The organism is Ruegeria sp. BG10, assembly GCF_056538575.1.
In genome coordinates, this window is record NZ_JBQFTI010000008.1 from 78,502 (window position 1) to 98,029 (window position 19,528).

Here is a 19,528-nt window from a genome sequence, read left to right on the forward strand (position 1 = left end):
CTGTCTCTACAACTCCGCGCGTCATGGTTCTGAGGGAAACGGAATGCAGAAATACCTTAGCCTCAGCTATTTGGGATCGCTATCAGCGCTTGGCGTCGCGACTTGCTGCGTTTTGCCCATGACAATGATGTTTCTGGGGCTGGGCGGCAGTTGGTTGGCAATCTTTGGGAAGGTTGCGGCAGCGAGTTACCATGTGCTGACGATTTCAACGGCGCTCGTCGCGATATCGTGGCTGGTATCTTATCGGCGCGGTTCCTTGCCGACGTTGAAATGGCGGCTTGCAGGAACAACTCTAATGACCGGCGTGGCTTGGGTTGTTGTGTTTAACGAGGCACGGATTAACGATTACCTGATTATGCAGATGTGAGACTATGACAAAACAAACTGTAGTCCTAGAAAGCACCCTGATTTGCCCGAAGTGCGGCCACAGCGAAACCGAGCAAATGCCAACGGATGCTTGCCAGTGGTTCTATGAATGCAAGTCGTGCAAAACAGTTTTGAAGCCGTTGGAAGGCGACTGTTGTGTTTACTGTTCATATGCCACGGTCCCGTGTCCACCAATTCAGCTAGGCGATAGCTGTTGCGGATGAAGTGAAGGACGGTTTTGTTGAGCGAACTGTGAGCTGCCGCCGCGAGCATCGCTGCTATTTGCATGAATGACAGTTTTTTCCGCTGCTTGGCCGCACAAGATATTCGGCAGTTGCAGTGTTGTTACTGCTGCAAACGCATGCAGCAATAAAATCCAGGGTACAGGTTGGGCTCAGTGCTGACCTCGGAGCCAGCGCGGCATTGGATCACATGTCGGCGGAACCAGCGACAGGCCGGCCCAGAGCCGACATCCAACCCGCTATGTTGATGCTGCGGTTGTAACCCGCTTTGCGGACTTTCGCTGCGTCTATGTGACGGTACCGAATGCAAACGCATCAAATCGTTAGACTTTGGTGCTGGGAGTAAGACTAACCAATAAGCACCCATCCAGGACGCGCAGAAACTCGTGTCGAATTTACCAGAGTTGATCCGTTTGACAGGCCCAACAATCCATTGATTATGTGCGCATGACCAAAGCTCAACGACCGCCAAAGCCGAAAACTGTTCCCTACACCCCGGAGCCGGACCGCTATGAGAGGATGGTGTATCGGCGATGTGGGCGGTCAGGTATTAAACTCCCTGTTGTCAGCCTGGGTCTGTGGCACAATTTCGGTGCAGACTCCACACACGAAAACAAGCGCGCCATGTGTCGGACGGCGTTCGACTATGGGATCACACACTTTGATCTGGCGAACAACTACGGACCTCCACCCGGTTCGGCCGAAGAGGCATTTGGTGAAATCCTCAAATCGGATTTCGCGGGCCACAGGGATGAATTGATAATTTCCTCTAAAGCGGGCTACGACATGTGGCCCGGACCTTATGGCGAATGGGGGTCGCGCAAGTACATGATCGCTTCTTGTGATCAATCACTCGCGCGCATGGGGCTTGATTACGTCGACATCTTTTATTCCCACCGTTTTGATCCCGATACTCCGCTCGAAGAAACGATGGGCGCGTTGGATCATATCGTGCGGTCGGGTCGCGCACTGTATGCAGGAATCTCGAGCTATAACTCCCAACGCACGCGCGAGGCGGCGAAGATTCTCAACGACCTTGGGACGCCTTGTCTGATTCACCAGCCTTCCTACAATTTACTCAACCGGTGGGTAGAACGGGACGGATTGCTCGATACGCTGGACGATCTGGGTGTAGGATCAATTGCGTTCACGCCGTTGGCACAAGGCATTCTGACGTCAAAATACCTGCGCCATATTCCGGATGGCAGCCGTGCCACGCAAGGAAAGTCACTGCTTGACGGCATGATCAACGAGCGGTCTTTGGCAAGTGTCCGAGCTCTGAACGACATGGCCGAGGCACGTGGGCAGACCCTGGCACAATTGGCGCTGGCCTGGGTGCTAAGAGGCGGTCGCGTGACGACCGCACTTATTGGTGCGTCCCGCCCGGAACAAATCGTCGATTGCGCAGGCGTCGTCGAAAATCTCGACTTCAGTGCTGACGAGTTGGCCAGGATCGACGAAATCAGTTCGGAAGAAGATATCAATTTGTGGGCGCGGTCGTCTGAAACAGAATGACCAATCTTAGAAGTGCTAAAACCCGAGACCATTTGGAGTTTGAGATTATTGGCGGCTTCAACTTATGCAGCTCGGCCAAATTACTATCGAGACTGACCGGCCCAGAGCTCCTGCCCACCACCGGTCTCCGCTACTGCATTGCGGCCCGTGAGTCAGGGCATTCGCTGCGCCTGCTAAATCGGGCGGCTTTCGAATTCACACTGTGCGGAAGGAGCTGGCGTTCGCCGCGGGTGTGACGTAGTGAAGGCTGAACGGCGGTTACCGCCATATTGCTTTCGCCAACGATAGAATGTCTGCTCTGCAATCTGCACCTGACGGATGGCATCCACGCGTGGCATCCCCTGTCCGCAAAGCACCTCAACCTGCCGTAACTTAGTGACAATCTCTTCCGACTTGTGACGCTTGATTCCCATATTTGATCCTCCGTTTCCTAACTATACGGGCGGACCAACTCAGGGGGGGAGGATCAAGATGTTGCTAGTTTTCAGCTTGGACGCTCATTGTTGTTCGTCGTCAGAGTTTTCCGAAGAGTAAGGGCCAAATGTTCAAGGACAACGCGCAGTTCTTCAACTCTGGAAGTGACACGTCAGAGCATTTCTGTGAAGCAGACCGGATTGCATTGGATTCAAAAAAAGAAGTGCATTTCAGCGCCGGACACCGCGTTTGGCTTTCGCGGGGCGCATAAATTTCTTTTTGGGGCGTATATTCGACACTAAAAGTTTCCAAAGCTGGATTAAGGAGAAGTGCATGCCAGTATCTGGGCCGCCGCTAACTGTATCGGCGGATTTGACAGACTTGCTTCGCCAGGGTTTGTCAACAAACCCCGACGGGGTCGCGCTTTATGCGTTGGGTAGAGCTCTGACTTGGCGAAAGGTTGATGCCGCCTGTACTCGGCTTTCTCGGAGTTATCTGAACCTAGGATTGCGGCCAGGTGACCGCGTGGCATCTATTATGCCGAACCGAGTGGCGCTGGTGATCCACTATCTGGCATGTATGCGGGCTGGTTTGGTGGCAATGCCACTCAATTATCGTTACGCGGCTGCGGACATTGACTATGCGCTCGGTTTGGCGACGCCCGCAGCGCTTTTGGTGCATAGTGAGCGGGTCAATGATATTTCCGCTGTCTCTGGCATCGCGCGATTGTCAGTGGGGTTGATAGCGCATGCTGGCAAAATGGAGGGCGCGTTTGACTTTGAAGACCTTTTGGACGCTGACAGTGAAGAAGCTCTGCCTGAAGTTTCGGCGGAGGCTCCGGCCTTCATATTTTTCACCTCCGGGACCACTGGCAAGCCGAAAGGTGTAACGCATAGCCACGCCAGTATGGGAAGTATGGTGGCGAGCAATGCCCAAGGGTTGGGACTGGGTCCTCAGGACGTTGTGCTGCCGGCTTCGTGGATTTCTCATACCGCCGGGCTGCGGCTTACGTTCGCGGGGCTTTGGTCCGGTGCCAAAACGAATGTCGCACGGAGTTTTACCCCTGACGAGCTTTTGGGGTTGTTGCGAAAGACTCGACCGACAGTTGCGCAAATCCTGCCCGCACCCTTGGCGTCATTGCTTACCGCGCCCGGCGCAGTACGAAAGGATTTTACTTCTCTGAAAACAATGATGGCGGGAGGCGACAAACCCTCGCAAGCGGTGGTCAAAGCGTTCGACGCGCTGGCTGGTGTGCCGATTGGATCTTTCTACGGAATGACGGAGATGGGAACGTCGCATTCTAACACACATGGAGGAACCAATAAGGTTGGCGCAGTAGGACTGAACAATCCGGGATATGTCTCGGAACTGCGCAATGAGGCCGGGCAGGAGGTTTCCGTTGGGGCGGACGGTCGGCACTGGGTCAAGAGCCCCAGTATGATGACCGGGTATTGGAACAATCCGGAGGCAACAACAGGGGCGTTTCGGGACGGTTGGCTCGACACCGGTGATCTGATGCAGCGGGACGCGGATGGCTATTTCTGGTTCCGTGGGCGCCAGAAACAGATCATTGTGCATGATGGCTCGAATATCAGCCCGGCAGAGGTTGAAGATGCGTTAACAGCGCATCCAGCCGTCGAGGCAGCAGCGGTGGTTGGTGTGCGAGACGAGATGCATGGCGAGGATGTTTGGGCCTTTGTGAGTTTGGCCGAAGGCCTCGCACAAGTTGACTCCAACGATATAATTGACTTCGCGCGGGACCGCATTGGCTACAAAGCGCCAGATGTCGTAAAGGTATTGAATACACTCCCGCTAACAATGGGTGGCAAACTTGACCGGATGGCGCTGAAGCAACTGGCCGCAGAAGAGAGCGGTCCTGCGCACGTGTTTTAAGTCTTCGTCAGTCGGAAGGTAGTCGCAGCCAAATCCCGCGCTATTCTCTGCGGGAAAGATTGTGCAATGTCTTGAGTACCAAGCACCGAATGCTGCATCATTTAACCAATGGCCAATGCCGCCAAAAGCTAACACTGCTAAAAGAGCAAAGGCGGCCCAAAGCGGACGCTAGCATTTCTCTCAAATGCTGCTGCTGCGCCCGCAATGCGGACATTCGCTGTGTGAACGACGTCGAAGCAAGTAAAACATCAATTGGCGAACAAACTGCCGAATTTCACGCCGCAAAGCTCAAGGCTTACATAACGGCTACCTGCCGAGCGAGTTCCTGAAATCGTACGAAAAGGGCAAAACGCTGTTTGTGTTTTCCAACTGTCGGACCGGCAACCGGTGCGTATCTTTTTGCAACGCTAGACATTGCGTCCATACTCATGGCTAGGTCGCTGTAACAACCGGAGGCACAGGCGCCAAGCATTGCGGCACCGAGTAGAACCGGTTCTTCGGAGTCCGGGCCGGCAACCGCAACACCTACCGAGTCTGCAAGCATTTGTCGCACGGCGTCGTTCCGCCCCGCACCGCCAGAGACTACAACATTCGAAATGGGCGCACCTTCGCGGGCTTGCGTTTCGATGATTTGGCGCAATCCGTAACCGAGCCCGCAAAGCCCGGCAACATAAAGCGCGACCAGACTGTCGAGTGAAGTGTCCATGTCTAGACCCGCGATGACTGCTCGTGTGCGGGGATCTGCATACGGTGCGCGATTTCCAAGGAACTCCGGAACGACATGTAGACCATCGGCAAGGTCGACCAAATCGCTGGCAGACCCGACTTGCATCAATGCCCTGTCCATCAACCAGTCCGGCAGAGACTTTCCGTCTTGAACCGCCACCTTCGCCGCATCAACTGCAGCGGGGTGCATGCTGATCAACCTGTCGATGGCCGCCCCTGCAGCGGACTGGCCGCCTTCGTTCAACCACATGCCGGGGATCATCGCCGAGTGGTATGGCCCCCAGACGCCAGGAACGAACACCGCCTCGGACGTTGTAGTCATGGTGCAAGAGGACGTACCAAAAACGTAGGCCATATTCTCGGTCACCGGTCCGAGGCCTGTGGCCCCGACCGTACCAACACCTCCAGCGTGAGCATCGATGAGCCCCGCACCAACGGCTGTGCCCGGTCGGAGACCAAGCACCTCGGCTGCCTCCTCCGTCACGCCTTGTGCGAGTCGTGTCCCCGGCTCAACAATCTCCGTACCGACACGACGATACTGCTCATCAACCAACTCTCCGAGACCAATCTGCCGAAAATACCCGTCGTTCCACCCGCCCGTGCCCGCGACATAGGTCCACTTGCATGTGACCGTACAGGATGACCGCGCGAGCGATCCGGTCGCCTTCCACGTCAGGAAGTCGGTTAAATCCAAGAAATGCCCCGCCTGTGCAAAGGTCTTAGGCCGATGGCGCTTTAGCCAGAGAAGTTTGGGGGTCTGCATTTCTGGCGAGATGGTGCCGCCGACATAGGAAAGGACATCGTGATTTGTAGCGTTGATGTCTTCCGCCTCGGCAACGGCGCGGTGATCCATCCACACGATGATGTCGCGCTCTTGGTCCTCGCTTGATCCAACTGGCAGCGGCTCACCAGAGCTGTCCAGAACAACAAGAGAACACGTCGCGTCGAACCCAACGCCGTCAATTTCACGCGGAGCAATTCCGGCGGCTGCAATCGCAGTGCGCGAGGCGTCGCCGACTGCTGCCCAAATCTGTGAAGACGATTGTTCGACAAAATCAGCGCCGTCCCGGTAGACCTCGACGTCGGAATTTCCGGTCCCAAGCAGTCGGCCGTCTTCATCGAAAACGCCCGCACGCGCGCTGCCAGTTCCAACATCGATTCCCATAAAACAGGGCATTTTGCTCCTCCTCTTCCCGGTCAGTTGCGTGGACGAGCCGCGTCTTCACTGCCCTCCGGCTCCGGACCTTGGCCGTAGCTCATGCGCTGCATCTGATCGATCACTCGCTTCATTTCTGCGTCCGAAAGGATCGGAGGATCACCCAACGGCAAAGCCTGCACGTATAACCTTGCCAAGGTTTCGACCTCGGTCGCCAACCAAAGCGCGGAATCCAAAGTCTTACCGAGCGAGATCTGGCCATGTTGACCAAGCAGGCACGCAAGACGCCCATCAAGTGCACTGAGCGCCGTATCGGACAGTTCCTGCGTGCCGAAGGTGGCATATTCGGAACAGCGAATGGTGGTGCCTCCGGCGATCCCGACCATGTAGTGAAAGGCGGGGATCTCGCGATGATGACAAGCCAGGGTTGTGGCATACACCGAATGGCAGTGCAGAACGACTTCGATATCAGTGCGGTTCTGCAAAATGTCACGGTGAAAGCGCCATTCCGAAGAGGGCCGTCGCCCCGCGTAAGTGCCAGCAAAGTCCATTTCGACAAGGTCTTCTGGTGTCATGGTGTCATATGGCAGCGATGATGGCGTGATTAGAAAGCCCTGGCCGCAACGGGCCGACAGATTGCCTGACGTGCCCTGATTGATGCCTGTGGCGTTCATCTGCCTGCAAGTTTCAACCATACGCTCCCGTAATTCGGCTTCAGTCATTCTCTGCTATTCCTTTTTCGTCTGCGGCTCTGCGCCAGTGTTGGAAGTACGCTGCCAGGCCGGGTATGGCGAGGGGCTCCACCGGTTCAATCGATACGCACCGTGGGTTTTTCCGGACCTCGTGGTCGGCCAGGCGCACAGCACCTGTAACAACGCCGTGCGGTTCATCCGAAAGAACGGTTTCTCTGGTGCCACGCAAGGCGGCGACAAGTGGCGCAAAAAGTGGTTCTTTCAGGAACGTTCCATCCAGGACGAGAGTTTCGCCACCATTTAACACGTCGGCACAGGTTGTCGTCAGAATCGCAGTGTACAGTAGGGCCAGCGCTGTACGCTCCTTCTGATCTTTCGGCGGAGGACCAAGAAAATGTCCGCGGCAGCCGCTTCCGGGAAACTGGCCCTCGTTGTTGCTGAAGCTTGGAATTGCCAAGGTTTTCCGGGTAACGAGCCGAGCTAAAACCTCTGCGTCCGCGGACCCACCGCTCCAGTCTTTGCCGGCAATGGACGAGAACTCACGCCCCCCCATCACCAGCGCACCACCAACGGCGTTGCCGTCCAAGTCTGAATTGATCGTCATGCTGCGCGCCTCATCCAGTGAGGACAGATCGACATCCTGTGACAGCCCCACGATCCAGGTGCCCGTCGAGACCAATGTAAAGTCGCGCATCCCGTCGGCGATGTATCGATAGAAATTCGCAGTTGAGTCATGAGCCCCTGTCAGGACCGTGATGTCGTCAGGCAAGCCGAACTTCCGGACAAGCGGCTGCCGTATCGTGCCGAGTGCTGTCCAGGCGGGCCTAAATTCCGGCATCAGCCGTTGCCAGTCCTGGCCCTTTACAATTGGGGTCCAACGGCGTTGACGGACATTCCAAAGGTGCGATTGCGCCCCCATGGCCGAGTATTCCGACGCCGCCACTCCGGTCAGCCACCAACCCCAGTATTGCGCAATGTTGAGATAATGGCGTGCCGACTTGAACCTCTTGGGCTGGGCGTATTCCATCCACAAAAGCTGCCGCGCGGCGTGGGTCGAAGCCATCATCACGGGACTGCCGCGATCCTCGAACGAACCGGCTTTCTGTCGGTACTCTGCATTGATCTCGGATGGGCACGGCTGTTCGTAGTCGATCATCGGCAGGACAAGACCGGCACCGTTCGCATCAGGGTGATCACCCGTAAGAACACCGCCCGAGCCGTGTCCCACGGGCACAACAACCCGGATTGGATGCTCCCGACAGAAATACGCCAGCGTTTCACCTACCCAAACGGAAAGAGCTCCAAGGTCATGATGCTGCCAGGGCGGCCCGGCGAGCACCTGGTTCGGCGTAGACCTTTTCTCGAGCAGGGTGCTATCGGCAGCGGCCACCCACAGATCGACATTGGTCTTGCCGATATCGAGAACTGCGATTTCGCCGGTTTTCGTCACGTGTTGCCGCCGATCATATCAGGCGATATTGCGCGGCCTTGTTTCGCAGGAAAGGCAGACCCTTGTCCATTACTTCTTCAAACGATGGGGCGACCGGACGCCAGATAGCCAGACCATATGCGACCTGCGGCGGCATGTTGATGAAGCTTTCCATTGCTAACCCACCCTTGAAGCCGATGGCCGCGAGCGTCGCGTAAATCTCATCCCAGTCGCAGGTTCCCTCGCCCGGTGTACCACGGTCGCTTTCAGACAGATGGATGTAGCGAAGGTGTTCGCGCGCATCGAGGATGCCATTGCCTGCGCCCTTCTCTTCGATGTTCATGTGATAGGTGTCGAGATGGACAAAAATATTATCTGCGCCAACCTTCTCGATCATTTCGACCGCTTGCCACCCGGTGTTGATCAAGTGGTTCTCGTAGCGGTTCACCGGTTCGATCCCGAATGCAATTCCGATGCTTTTCGCGTGCTTGGCGGCGGCTTCCAGTGCGTGTGCGATATTGTCGTACTCACTTTGAGTCGGCGGCACACCCGTACGTTCCCCTATCCCTCCGTAGGTGACGCCCGACAATGCCTCAGCGCCCATTTCCTTGGTTTTGTTCATGGCGTCGATCAGATGCTCTATGGCACCATCAGGATTCACCGAGGCCCAGTTAACCTCGGGCAAACCCAGCGAACAGACCGCGCGCATTTCGTGCTCTGCAAGAAGATCACGGGTGTGTTCCGCGTCGACAACGCTTGTATCCAAAAGGGCGATCTCGATGAAATCCATCTTGTAAGCTGCAGCGGCAGGAATCGTCCTCTCGGCACCCTCGCGATCCCAATGCATGGTCCACATGCTGGTGTGTACGCCGAAACCTTCCATCGTCACGCTCCTTTTCGTTATCTGCTTCGCCATCGCATCCCGACCCACCTGAGCGCCATGACAGCAATCAGAAAGAGGCCCCAAACAGCGGTAGAAAGATGCTGGTTTGCTCCTATCAAATTCAGGCCGGAGGACAGCGCTTGCAAGATGATCAGTGCGAGGACAACGGGCAGCACACGTCCGAACCCGCCGAACGGGTCGATTCCTCCAAGAAAGCAGGCCAAAACCGTCACAAGCAAAAGCGCCTCGCCGTGACCGACGCGAACCGAATTGAAACGCGCTGCCATCACAATCCCCGCGACGGCACAGATCACGCCCGATATCGCATAAATCAGCACAAGCGTCCGGCGCGTGTGCAGGCCTGAATATTCCGACGCCTCAATGTTGGACCCGATCATGTAGACCGAAAATCCGTGCCGCGACCGCTTCAACATGACATGCCAAAGGAACGCGGCAATGATAAAGGTAATCATCGGAACCGGGATGCCGAGAAGGCTGCCGTGGCCAAGAACGTTCATGTATTCGGGAAAGCCTGAGATATCGCCACCGCGCGTCAGAAACTCGCCAAGACCCCGCAGGAAGATCATCATCGCCAGCGATACCAGGATGGGATGCGCACCGACATAAGCCACCACCGCACCCATGACTGCACCTGAAGCAGCACCAGCCAAAACTGCAAGCGCGGCTCCAAGTACGAAAGCGCCTGGACCGGCGTCAGGTCCGCCAAACTGAATCAGGACCCAGGCAAGCGCCAGCCCCGAGATGTTTGCCTGAAAGATGATTGCCAAGTTTAGCCCACCCGACAGGATCGGAACAAGCATTGCCAGGGTTAGCAGCCCTAGCACCGGCATTTGAAAGGCCATTGAACGCAGGTTCGCACCCGTCAAGAACAAAGGCGTCGCCAAAGAGAAACCCAAGAAGACCACGCAAAGAAAAGCCAAAAGTGTCGGTGTCTCAGCCCCGAATAGGGCGTTTATCCTATCGCGCATTGTCATGCCGTGGCTTCCGACGGCCGGCGCGAATTCTTACGACCGCCAAAGCTCAGGTTCGAAGACGATATTGCCACAAGTATTGCCGCGCCAATGATCATCTGGAAGGCGAACGGCGAGATACCGAGCAGGTTCAGCCCATTTTGTGTGACAGCCACGAACATGACACCGAGAATGCAGCCAACCACCGTGCCGCGACCTCCTCCAAGCCGCGCGCCACCCAGAACGACGGCCGCCAGCACGTCCAGTTCCCGGCCATAGAGCGCGTTTGGTACGACTTCCTGAGCGATATTCACCTGCATCAACCCGCCGATCCCGGCCATCATCCCGCACCAGCCGAACGCGACAATTTGCATTTGCCAGATGCTGACACCAGCACGGCGAGCGCCCTCCGGATTGTCACCAAAGGCATAAAGCTGTCGGCCCAGCGTCGTAAGGCGGATCAACCCCCAGGTTGCCAGAACACAGACGATCATGACCCCGACCGACAGGTTCAGTTCGGACCATGTCCCGTCTGCCGCCTGCCGCTCGAAGATGAAAATTCGGTCTGTCCACCAGTCAGGTAAATTGTAGATGTTCCGACCCTTCGTGAAAAACATCAGAAGCCCAAAGAATGCGTTGAATGTGGCGATCGTGATGACAATCGAAATCACTCGGAATCCGTGGATCAGAAAGGCATTTATTAGCCCTAGTCCAATCCCAAGCGTGCCCGCGACAAGGAACCCGATGGCCCAGTTGCCCCCGCCTAACGCCATGAAAACCTGTGCTGCCACGTACTGAACGACCGAGGCTGCGACAGCGAACGATATGTCGATCCCACCTGCAATCAAAACGACCAGAAGACCCACTGCCCAGATAAGATTCACGGCATTGTTGTTCAGCAGCGACGTGATGTTGCCCATTGTCAGGAACGTGTCGGTGGCCAACGAAAGCCCGATGACAATCAAAAGCAGAACAACCGAAAGGCGGGCCTCGACGGGATATGTGCGAAACACGTCACGCATAAATCCGCGCCTCAAGGTCAGGAACGCTGGTTGTTTTTGGATCGTATTCGCCAACAAGCTTGCCATCCGCCATATGCAAAACGCGGTCGGCGTTGTAAACGACCTCGGTTACTTCGTCGGAAATCAGCAGGATCGCCAACCCCTCTTCAGCGAGTTGCCGTACGATCCGGAATATGCCTGCCCGCGCGCCGACATCAACGCCAACGGTCGGGCTGTCGAGGATCAGGAGCCGGGGTTCCGTTGCCAGCCATTTGGCCAACACCACCCGCTGCTGATTGCCACCCGACAAGGTCGACACTGCATCCTCAGGCTTTCCGATCTTCACCGCCAATTGGCAGATCCAGTGTCGCACAAGGTCGGATTGACTGGAGGGTGAGATCAAGCCCAGATCGCCCAGAATGCGATCGAGCACGGAAATAACTGTATTGTCCGAAATGGACTGTGGCTGGATCAACCCAAGTGACAGCCGATCTTCCGAAACATACGCCACGCCGCGCGCAATCGCGTCCCGAATTGAATGCATGCGTATCGAAGCGCCATCCAATCTGATGTCTCCAGCGTCCGGTTGGTGCATTCCAATGAGCGCATGCGCCAACTCGGTCCTACCCGAGCCAATTAATCCGGTAAGCCCAACGACTTCGCCTTCCCGGATTGTCAGGTTGATATCGTCGAACTCTCCGTGCCGGGTTAGCCCTGCGACTTCCAAGACCGGTGCCGCGTCTGAACGATCGCGCGCTGTTATCGAATGTTCGTGCATCGAGCCGGTCATTAACTCGCCAAGCCGGAATTGGGTCATGCCCTCGGTCGGAAAAACACCCACCAGTTTACCGTCCCGAACCACCGTTACGCGTTCTGAAACGTCGATCACTTCGGCCAACCTATGGCTGACGAAGACAACAGCGATCCCTTGCGCAGACAGAGTGCGCACTACAGCCAGCAGTGCATCCGTCTCGCTTTGGGTCAGCGACGCGGTTGGTTCGTCCATAAAAACCAGCCGCGCCTCTCCCATCAAGGCGCGTGCGATAGCGACGACTTGACGCTCTGCAATCGGCAAGTCCAGAAGCCGAGCGTCCAGATCAAGCTGTACGCCCAACCGGTCCAGCACAGCTTGCGTCTGAGCTCGATGGCGCCGGCCCAAATTGAGACGCGGGACAAGGCCAACCATCTCGTCGAACGCAATATTTTCGGCAACGGTCATGTGCGGGAATAGAGCAAGGTCCTGCCAGATTACGGCGATCCCAAGTGCACGCGCCCGGGACGGTGAAATCGTTGCAATCGGTTCACCGAAAAGCTCAATCTCGGCCCCAGGGTCCGGAGTGTAAACACCGGTTACAATCTTGATAAGCGTAGACTTACCACAGCCGTTTTCGCCGGCGAGGCAATGTACTTCACCCAGCTGCACCTCGAAATCCACTGACTGGAGGGCTTTCACTCCGCCAAAGGTTTTCGAGACATTGCGAAGCCGCAATGCGGCGGGCAATTCGGTTTCTGTTGTCACGGAATTCTGCTTTTCGAAAAAGGGGGCCCGTAGATCGCACGGCCCCCCGTTTTGATGAGGTAGCCTCAGAGGCCCTTGGCTGCCAGCTCGTCTACCGTACTCTTGTTAATTTCCAAGAGGTTGTCGGTGATGATGTTGGTGCCGGTCGGGCTAACCACGCCAAGGCCTTCAATGTCGGTCCCGTCGGTGATCTCTTCACCTTCGACCAGCATGTTGCCAATGGTGACGAATACACGGCCAGCTTCGGCCGGGTTCCACATGAAGCCACCCGAAATGACATCATCTTTCAGAAGCTTCTGGCCCTGACCTGGGGAGAACGGCCCAAGGACATGAACCTTTCCGCCCAAACGACGTTCTTCGATAGCGCGCCCGGCGCCAATCGGACCCTGGCTGCCGAAGGCCAGGAAACCGCGCAGATCTGGATTGGCCGCGATCAAGTCAAGCGCAGTCGAGCGACTGTCGTCGACACTTTCGGCCACGCCATAGCGATCACCCACCGGCTTAAGCTTGTCGGCACAATTTTCGGCAAGCCACGCGATCCCCGCATCGGCCCAGGCATTGTGCAGCGGCACTGTCAGCGAACCGACATAGACCGCATAGGTGCCAGGTTCCTCGGTCTTTTCGCAAAGCAGCTTTGCATGCGCTTCGCCAAAACCATCCGCCGAGGCCAGTTCGAAGTTCCAGTCGACATTGTTCAAGCCGGGACCTTCGTGTGCGACCACTTTGATACCGGCGTCCATCGCTTTCTGCAAAACAGGCTCAAGAGCCGCCTCATCGTTCGGCACGACGCCAATCACATCGACACCCTTAGCAATCAAATCCTCGATCGCACGCACCTGAAGAGCTGGGTCGGCTGAGGTCGGGCCAATCATCTCTGCACTAACGCCCAATTCAGCAGCACGCTCCTTAATGCCTTCCTCCATGGCGTTGAACCACGGGATGCCACCGATCTTAACTACGATACCCATGGTCGTTTCCGCAGCAGCGTAGGTTGCGGTCAAAGTGAATGCGCAGACGGATGCTGCAAGTATTGTTTTGAGTTTCATACTTTCCTCCCAGAAAGATCCACGCTGAAAAAGCGCGGCCGTGCATTTTGCACCATCGATTGTTCTAGTTGCGCAATCGATGGTGCTGAGGCTATAGGGAAACAGGCGATTGTGTCAAAGGGGAATCGTTCATGGCCAAAGACGCTGTGAAAAAACAGGTCACGATCTACGATATCGCGAACCGCGCCGGTACGTCGGCAAGCACCGTGGGTGCTGTTTTGAACGGCAGTTGGCGCAATCGACGGATCAGCGAAAGACGTGCCGAAACCGTGCGGAAGATTGCGAACGAGATGGGCTATGCCCCCAATATGCAGGCCCGAGCACTTCGAAGTGTGCAGTCACGGATGATCGGCATGATTCTCCCGATGTATGACAACCGGTATTTCGGGGCAATCGCCGAACGGTTTGAGGTTGAAGCCCGAGCACGGGGTCTTTTGCCTATGACCTCCTGCACCTGGCGCGATCCGGAACTCGAACTCGCGACCGTGCGTCAGATGCTCTCTTACAACGTTGACCGTATCGTGTGTACAGGTGCAACCGACCCGGACGGCATCGCGCTGATTTGTGGAGAACAGGGCGTACCGACGATAAACCTCGATCTGCCCGGCACAGTTGCAACCTCGATCATCTCGGACAATTACGCGGGTGCCTACAAGGTCACGGCAGCCCTAATCGAACGCGCAAACGCCGATGGTCGGGAATGGCAGGACAGCCTGCTCTGCGTCGGCGGACGCCCTGCAGATCACAACACGAGCGAACGCATTCGTGGGTTTAGAGACGCCATTTCGGGTGCAGGCGCGTCGCCGATCGACGACCATATCCTCGCCTGCGGCTATGCAGCGAACAAGGCGAAAGCGGCTTTTTCAGCCAAGGTTGAAGCGCTTGGGCGCATGCCAACTGCCGTTTTCGTCAACTCCACGATCTCGCTGGAAGGTGTGTTCGACTGGCTGGCGCAGAACGAACGATCCGCGTTGGACACGATCCTTTTTGCTAGTTTCGACTGGGACCCATTTGCCCAGTATATGGCCCAAAACCTGTTTTCGGTTCGCCAGGATGTCGGGGCCATGCTGGAAGCCATGTTCCAGGTGATCGACAGCGAACGCACTCATCCGCCAGAAGTCATCCAGATTCCACCTATTGTGTTGGCTGAAGGTAAAGGCCGCATGGACCAGCTTGATAGGGCCAAACTTCGCCCTTCAGCACAGTGCAAGACCGAAACTCACAAAGTTCGTCAATCACGTCCGGACAAACCAAAGAACAGATAAAATTATTTCCCGGCAAAAGGTTAGTCGGATTTGTAATCGCAAGCGCAATTGAAACATGGCCAAGACGACCGACTGCTGGAAGCGGCCCCAAGCAGGCATCCAACGTATTGTCTCAATGCTGCGGTCGCGGCCCGGTTAGCCGTCATTCGCCGCAAGTGCGAAGTCAGCGGTCGGGTTGACCCACAGTCTGCGTACAAAGTAACCGCCAGTGTTAGCATAGCTCGTCGGTCGGCGATGACCTGCTAAACGCTCTTGCCTCGGCGCGCGAGCCGCTCGCTGAGGCCATGCGCCAGTGTATCAAAGACAATCCGGATGCGACGGCTCGTGTGCAATTCGCGGTGGGTGACAAGCCAAACTGGGAACTCCAGAAAAGGACAGTTGGGAAGGACCTTTTCGACAGTTGGCTCTGCTTCACCAAGCGGCTCAGGGAGTAACGAAACACCGTAGCCAGCTTTTACATGTTCCCAAGCGACTACACCGTTCGCGTTCGAGATTACAAAGTTCTCGTGCCGAATGGGAATGCCCATGCCATTAAGGCGCTCGATCAAAGTGGAATCTGCATTTCCGACATACTCCAGGTTTGCGACATCGAGTAGTGTGCGGGGACGGCCAACGCGCTCAAGATAGTCCGAAGCAGCGTAGAGGCTGGCGCGAAAGTCCCCAAGCTGCCGCGCAATAAGATCGGGCTGATCTGGCCTTACATGGCGGATTGCGATGTCTGCGGCACGTTCCGTGAGATCTTCGACCTTGCGAGAGGCAAGAACGCGGACCTGGATGCCCGGCGCAGTTTCACGCAGGGGCTTGAGCACTCGGGGCAGGATCGTCGTGGACATCAGATCGGTACAGGTGACCGTGACCTCGCCTGTGACATCTTGTGACTTCCCTTCGGCGACCATCGAGATCAACGTGGCCGCTTCCCCCATGACACGGACGTGGTCGATGAGGTCCCGACCAGTTTCAGTCAGTGTCAGACCCCTGACGCTCCGTTCGAATAGCGTGACACCTAGCGTTTCCTCCAGACCGCCGATCTGTCGGCTCATTGTCGGTTGGCTGGTTTTCAGAACGCGCGCCGCCGCGCTAAAGGACCCTTCCTCGGCAATCACAAGGAAGGCGCGCATTTGGTTCCAGTCGAAGGCAACAGCCTGCCAGTTCATACATCTGCGTATAGCAGATGAAGAGATTCCTGCAATTTTCAGGTCTCCAACGCCGAGCTAGAGGTGTTTCGAACCAGGAGACCAAGCCTATGCATACCGATAAGCCCACTCTACACATCCTTTGCGGTAAGATCGCTTCAGGCAAGTCCACACTGGCAGCAAGGCTCGGCAGCCAACCGGAAACCGTCGTCATCGCCGAGGACGCTTGGCTCGGCGCTCTCTTCTCAAACGAACTACGGTCTGTCGAAGATTACGTTCGGTGCTCGTCCAAGCTCAAAGGCGTCATGGGCCCACACGTGGAAGAATTGCTTTCTTCTGGCTTGTCGGTTGTCCTCGATTTCCCGGCAAACACCCCCGGCCAGCGTCGCTGGTTCAAGGGCCTCCTCGAGGCCACCGGCGTTCCACACACCCTTCATTTCCTCGACGTCTCGGACGAGGTCTGCCTGGCGCGGCTCCACGCGCGCAACGCCGCCGGAGACCATCCGTTCGGCGTGACAGACGCTCAGTTCCACGAGATCACATGCTACTTTGTGGCGCCGACGGCGGATGAAGGGTTCAACATCGTTCGCGTTGGCGATGGGTACGAGGACCAGACTGAAAGTCCATTACCGTGACCGGCGCTCCACAAAACCCATTTCTCGAAAGGCCTCTGTTTGTCCTCTACCTGCGCACGGCCCTGCCGATCATCATGCTGCTTTCGGTTCATGGCTTCATTGCCATCGCCGATGCGTGGTTTCTCGGCCGTTTCGTGGGATCGGACGCCCTTGCGGCCGTGACGCTGATCTTCCCGTTCTACATGGGGATCGTCGCAATTTCCTCGCTTGTGTCCGCTGGATCTTCGAGCCTGATGGCGCGGCACCTCGGCGCCGGCAGGTGGGATCGTGCACGCGAGGTTTTCGCCGAGGCGCATGGCCTTTTGCTGGTGCTGTGCCTTGGACTGCTCGTGCTCTTCTCGCTTTTCGGCGATGCAGCCGTGCGCCTTGCGGCAGACGGCAATGACGCGCTCGTCGTTCTGGCCATGCCTTACCTGCAGATCACCATCCTGTCCGCCCCGCTGACCTTCCTGCTCGCGCTCAACACCCGGGCACTGCAGAACCAGGGCCGGATCCGCTTCATGACCGGGATGAGCCTGACCGTGTCTGCGGCGAATATCGGCTTTAACTATGCCTTCATCGTCGGGATGGGACTCGGTGTGGCCGGCTCTGCCCTTGGTACGGCCGCAGCACAGGCTCTGGGCCTGGGGATCATCTATGCGTTGGGCCTTTCCAAGGCCACGACCCTGTCGCCAACGAACGTATTCCGCGGTCGGGTTCTTGCGACCTGGCGCAGCATCCTCGCACTTGGGGCCTCGCATAGCTTGGGCCTTCTGAGCGTTTCGATCGCGTCGCTGTCAATCATCACTGTGCTGCACGGGCTTGCTATCGATACCTACGCAGACACCGTCTCGGCCTACGGCATCGTTACGCGGCTCCAGACCTTTGCGTTTCTGCCCCTCTTGGGGTTGAGCCAAGCCATGCAGTCGATCACCGGCAACAATTACGGCGCAGGGCTTACATCCCGTGTCGGCACGAGCCTGCGCATCGCACTTGTTGCCGCGCTCGCTTATGGCGCGGTGGTACAGTTGGGGCTGTTTCTTTTGGCCGAATGGCTTGGCTTCATGTTCGTCGATGATCCTGCCGTTGTGGCGGAGCTGACGGGCATGCTGCCGCTCGTCTTTCTGACGTTTGTCCTCACCGGGCCATTGATGATCGTCAGCGCGCATTTCCAAGCCATCGGCAAGGCGCGCATGTCGATCCTGCTCGGTCTGTCAAAGCCGTATCTCTTCGTCATTCCGATGATCTACCTTCTGCCACTTGCTCTCGGTGAGATGGGCCTTTGGCTCGCCTGGGCCTTGGGCGACGCCTTGCTACTCGCACTAACCGTCCTCGTCCTTTTCTGGCGCACGCGCGCGACCTCTGCGCTCGCCAATTCTCTAACCGCTGGAGCGGGTAATGCTTCGTAATGTCGAACAACCCACCCTCGTGATCTGCCTCATCGCCATGCTGAATTCGATGGGGCTCGGGCTCATTGTGCCCGTAATGCCCGAATTACTATCGGAACTCGGCGACGGTTCGATCGCAAACGCAGCAGCGATCGGCGGCTATCTGTCTTTAGTTTTCGCCGCAATGCAGTTTGTTTTCAGCCCAATTCTGGGTGCGCTATCCGACCGGTTCGGCCGCCGCCCAGTGCTCATCGGATCGCTCGGGCTTGCTGCTGCCGATTACCTTCTTATGGCGATGGCGCCGCATCTCTGGATGATCTTCATCGGCCGAATGCTCTCTGGGGCAAGCTCGGCGACCTTCTCGGTTGCGAACGCCTATCTCGCCGACCGATCTTCCGAACAAGACCGCGCCAGGTCCTTCGGGATCGTTGGGGCAGCCGCGGGCATCGGTTTTGTTATGGGACCTTTCATCGGGGGGCTGTTGGGCGTGATAGGTCCGCGTGCGCCGTTCTTGGCGGCGTCTGTCCTTTCCCTGCTGGCCCTACTGGGCACACTGAAGGTCCTGCGCGAGTCATTGTCCGAAGAGGATCGGCGTCCGATCTCCTGGGGCATTGTCAATCCGTTTGCCCCTCTACTGCGGCGCGCGGAGGGCACGTCATCGCTCCTCTTCGCTGTCTTCTTCCTTGATGCATTCGCAGGCTTCGTCTTCCCGGCGGTCTGGGTCTATTTCGGGGCTGTTCGGTTTGGCTGGGACAGCACAATGATCGGACTAAGCCTGGGCCTGATGGGGCTTTACTATGCGCTATTCCAAGCTTTTCTGTTGGGCCGCCTTACCAATTGGATGGGCAACCTGCACACCGCCCGACTGGCGATTTTCACGGGAACGATCGGGTTTCTTGCGCTGGTCTGGCTCCAGTCCAGTTGGATCGCCTTGGCCCTACTTCCACTCTTTGCTTTCCGCGGGATCGCCGCGACAGCGATCATCAGCGAAAGCTCGGTTCATGTGGACCAAACACGGCAAGGAGAGCTGCAGGGCGCCTTTGCCAGCATCTTGGCGCTGGCTTCCCTGGTCGCCTACCCGCTCATGACACAGCTATTTGCCACTCAACTCTCCGGCGCCCCAGGCGATACCTGGACCTCTGGCATGCCGTTCCTCCTGGCAGCAGCCCTTTCTGCACTTGCTCTGACGCTGCTGGTCTTTGCGGGAGTTTGGCGACGGCGGGCGCTTGAACGGGCCGGTGGGCAGACCAGCGCCGCCGAACTTCCCTCATAATT

Annotated in this window: 17 protein-coding genes and 1 pseudogene; 8 read left to right on the top strand and 10 right to left on the bottom strand. The window is 57.1% G+C overall.

Features of this window, described 5'->3' with window-relative positions:
* Window positions 1-43 precede the first annotated feature (43 nt).
* The 3 genes from ACR0D8_RS20905 (at window position 44) to mgrA (ending at window position 2,123) form a co-directional block, all read left to right on the top strand.
* Entirely contained in the window at window positions 44-367 is a 324-nt protein-coding gene (locus ACR0D8_RS20905) for a hypothetical protein (RefSeq protein ID WP_480649467.1), read from the top strand.
* A 4-nt stretch (window positions 368-371) separates the two neighbouring features.
* Window positions 372-590 carry a GDCCVxC domain-containing (seleno)protein gene (locus ACR0D8_RS20910; RefSeq protein WP_237217120.1) on the top strand — a complete coding sequence of 73 codons (219 nt, stop codon included), beginning with the start codon at window positions 372-374 and terminating at the stop codon, window positions 588-590.
* 465 nt (window positions 591-1,055) lie between these two features.
* On the top strand, window positions 1,056-2,123 hold the full coding sequence (gene mgrA, locus ACR0D8_RS20915) for an L-glyceraldehyde 3-phosphate reductase (protein WP_480649468.1): 1,068 nt from the start codon (window positions 1,056-1,058) through the stop codon (window positions 2,121-2,123).
* Between the two features lie 260 nt (window positions 2,124-2,383).
* On the opposite strand, the pseudogene ACR0D8_RS20920 reads toward mgrA, so the two are convergent.
* A pseudogene (locus ACR0D8_RS20920) lies at window positions 2,384-2,536 on the bottom strand (IS3 family transposase); the annotation flags it as partial.
* Window positions 2,537-2,870: 334 nt separating this feature from the next.
* Between ACR0D8_RS20920 and ACR0D8_RS20925 the strand changes: the two are divergent.
* Window positions 2,871-4,430 carry a class I adenylate-forming enzyme family protein gene (locus ACR0D8_RS20925; RefSeq protein WP_480649469.1) on the top strand — a complete coding sequence of 520 codons (1,560 nt, stop codon included), beginning with the start codon at window positions 2,871-2,873 and terminating at the stop codon, window positions 4,428-4,430.
* Window positions 4,431-4,725: 295 nt separating this feature from the next.
* Here the strand turns inward: ACR0D8_RS20925 and ACR0D8_RS20930 are convergent, their stop codons facing one another.
* The 8 genes from ACR0D8_RS20930 to ACR0D8_RS20965 form a co-directional block, all read right to left on the bottom strand.
* Window positions 4,726-6,333 carry an FGGY-family carbohydrate kinase gene (locus tag ACR0D8_RS20930; protein ID WP_480649470.1) on the bottom strand — a complete coding sequence of 536 codons (1,608 nt, stop codon included), beginning with the start codon at window positions 6,331-6,333 and terminating at the stop codon, window positions 4,726-4,728.
* Between the two features lie 20 nt (window positions 6,334-6,353).
* Window positions 6,354-7,034, bottom strand: a complete 681-nt coding sequence (locus ACR0D8_RS20935; protein WP_480649471.1) for a class II aldolase/adducin family protein — start codon at window positions 7,032-7,034, stop codon at window positions 6,354-6,356.
* Entirely contained in the window at window positions 7,027-8,454 is a 1,428-nt protein-coding gene (locus ACR0D8_RS20940; protein ID WP_480649472.1) for an FGGY family carbohydrate kinase, read from the bottom strand. The genes ACR0D8_RS20935 and ACR0D8_RS20940 overlap by 8 nt, the downstream gene beginning before the upstream one ends.
* A gap of 13 nt (window positions 8,455-8,467) precedes the next feature.
* Entirely contained in the window at window positions 8,468-9,316 is an 849-nt protein-coding gene (locus ACR0D8_RS20945) for a sugar phosphate isomerase/epimerase family protein (protein WP_480649473.1), read from the bottom strand.
* Window positions 9,317-9,333: 17 nt separating this feature from the next.
* Window positions 9,334-10,311 carry an ABC transporter permease gene (locus ACR0D8_RS20950; protein WP_480649474.1) on the bottom strand — a complete coding sequence of 326 codons (978 nt, stop codon included), beginning with the start codon at window positions 10,309-10,311 and terminating at the stop codon, window positions 9,334-9,336.
* Complete coding sequence (locus ACR0D8_RS20955) at window positions 10,308-11,309, bottom strand: ABC transporter permease (RefSeq protein ID WP_480649475.1); 1,002 nt, start codon at window positions 11,307-11,309, stop codon at window positions 10,308-10,310. Before ACR0D8_RS20955 ends, ACR0D8_RS20950 begins: the two co-directional genes overlap by 4 nt.
* Window positions 11,302-12,807: a sugar ABC transporter ATP-binding protein gene (locus tag ACR0D8_RS20960; RefSeq protein ID WP_480649476.1), complete on the bottom strand. Its 1,506-nt coding sequence runs from the start codon at window positions 12,805-12,807 to the stop codon at window positions 11,302-11,304. The genes ACR0D8_RS20955 and ACR0D8_RS20960 overlap by 8 nt, the downstream gene beginning before the upstream one ends.
* Before the next feature lie 65 nt (window positions 12,808-12,872).
* Window positions 12,873-13,853 (bottom strand): substrate-binding domain-containing protein, encoded by a 981-nt coding sequence (locus ACR0D8_RS20965; protein ID WP_475158238.1) that lies wholly within the window; start codon window positions 13,851-13,853, stop codon window positions 12,873-12,875.
* 131 nt (window positions 13,854-13,984) lie between these two features.
* On the opposite strand from ACR0D8_RS20965, the gene ACR0D8_RS20970 reads away from it, so the two are divergent.
* Window positions 13,985-15,118, top strand: a complete 1,134-nt coding sequence (locus tag ACR0D8_RS20970) for a LacI family DNA-binding transcriptional regulator (RefSeq protein WP_480649477.1) — start codon at window positions 13,985-13,987, stop codon at window positions 15,116-15,118.
* Window positions 15,119-15,360: 242 nt separating this feature from the next.
* Here ACR0D8_RS20970 and ACR0D8_RS20975 read toward each other — a convergent pair whose 3' ends face one another.
* Complete coding sequence (locus tag ACR0D8_RS20975) at window positions 15,361-16,272, bottom strand: LysR family transcriptional regulator (protein WP_480649478.1); 912 nt, start codon at window positions 16,270-16,272, stop codon at window positions 15,361-15,363.
* An 89-nt stretch (window positions 16,273-16,361) separates the two neighbouring features.
* Here ACR0D8_RS20975 and ACR0D8_RS20980 point away from each other — a divergent pair, with 89 nt between their 5' ends.
* From ACR0D8_RS20980 to ACR0D8_RS20990, 3 genes are read left to right on the top strand one after another with little or no spacing between them, the layout of a single operon-like run.
* The gene (locus tag ACR0D8_RS20980; protein ID WP_480649479.1) at window positions 16,362-16,886 is read left to right on the top strand and encodes a P-loop nucleotide/nucleoside kinase family protein; all 525 of its coding nucleotides are present in this window, start codon (window positions 16,362-16,364) and stop codon (window positions 16,884-16,886) included.
* Complete coding sequence (locus ACR0D8_RS20985; RefSeq protein WP_480649480.1) at window positions 16,883-18,274, top strand: MATE family efflux transporter; 1,392 nt, start codon at window positions 16,883-16,885, stop codon at window positions 18,272-18,274. The genes ACR0D8_RS20980 and ACR0D8_RS20985 overlap by 4 nt, the downstream gene beginning before the upstream one ends.
* A complete protein-coding gene (locus ACR0D8_RS20990) occupies window positions 18,264-19,526 on the top strand; it encodes an MFS transporter (RefSeq protein ID WP_480649481.1) in 1,263 nt (420 codons plus the stop codon). The genes ACR0D8_RS20985 and ACR0D8_RS20990 overlap by 11 nt, the downstream gene beginning before the upstream one ends.
* Window positions 19,527-19,528 lie beyond the last annotated feature (2 nt).

Coding starts and splice junctions, on each gene's coding strand:
- ACR0D8_RS20945 (WP_480649473.1), bottom strand. CDS start 9,316: ATGGAAGGTTTCGGCGTACACACCAGCATGTGGACCATGCATTGGGAT.
- ACR0D8_RS20950 (WP_480649474.1), bottom strand. CDS start 10,311: ATGACAATGCGCGATAGGATAAACGCCCTATTCGGGGCTGAGACACCG.
- ACR0D8_RS20975 (WP_480649478.1), bottom strand. CDS start 16,272: ATGAACTGGCAGGCTGTTGCCTTCGACTGGAACCAAATGCGCGCCTTC.
- ACR0D8_RS20925 (WP_480649469.1), top strand. CDS start 2,871: ATGCCAGTATCTGGGCCGCCGCTAACTGTATCGGCGGATTTGACAGAC.
- ACR0D8_RS20905 (WP_480649467.1), top strand. CDS start 44: ATGCAGAAATACCTTAGCCTCAGCTATTTGGGATCGCTATCAGCGCTT.
- ACR0D8_RS20980 (WP_480649479.1), top strand. CDS start 16,362: ATGCATACCGATAAGCCCACTCTACACATCCTTTGCGGTAAGATCGCT.
- ACR0D8_RS20935 (WP_480649471.1), bottom strand. CDS start 7,034: ATGACTGAAGCCGAATTACGGGAGCGTATGGTTGAAACTTGCAGGCAG.
- ACR0D8_RS20965 (WP_475158238.1), bottom strand. CDS start 13,853: ATGAAACTCAAAACAATACTTGCAGCATCCGTCTGCGCATTCACTTTG.
- ACR0D8_RS20955 (WP_480649475.1), bottom strand. CDS start 11,309: ATGCGTGACGTGTTTCGCACATATCCCGTCGAGGCCCGCCTTTCGGTT.
- ACR0D8_RS20930 (WP_480649470.1), bottom strand. CDS start 6,333: ATGCCCTGTTTTATGGGAATCGATGTTGGAACTGGCAGCGCGCGTGCG.
- ACR0D8_RS20910 (WP_237217120.1), top strand. CDS start 372: ATGACAAAACAAACTGTAGTCCTAGAAAGCACCCTGATTTGCCCGAAG.
- ACR0D8_RS20970 (WP_480649477.1), top strand. CDS start 13,985: ATGGCCAAAGACGCTGTGAAAAAACAGGTCACGATCTACGATATCGCG.
- mgrA (WP_480649468.1), top strand. CDS start 1,056: ATGACCAAAGCTCAACGACCGCCAAAGCCGAAAACTGTTCCCTACACC.
- ACR0D8_RS20990 (WP_480649481.1), top strand. CDS start 18,264: ATGCTTCGTAATGTCGAACAACCCACCCTCGTGATCTGCCTCATCGCC.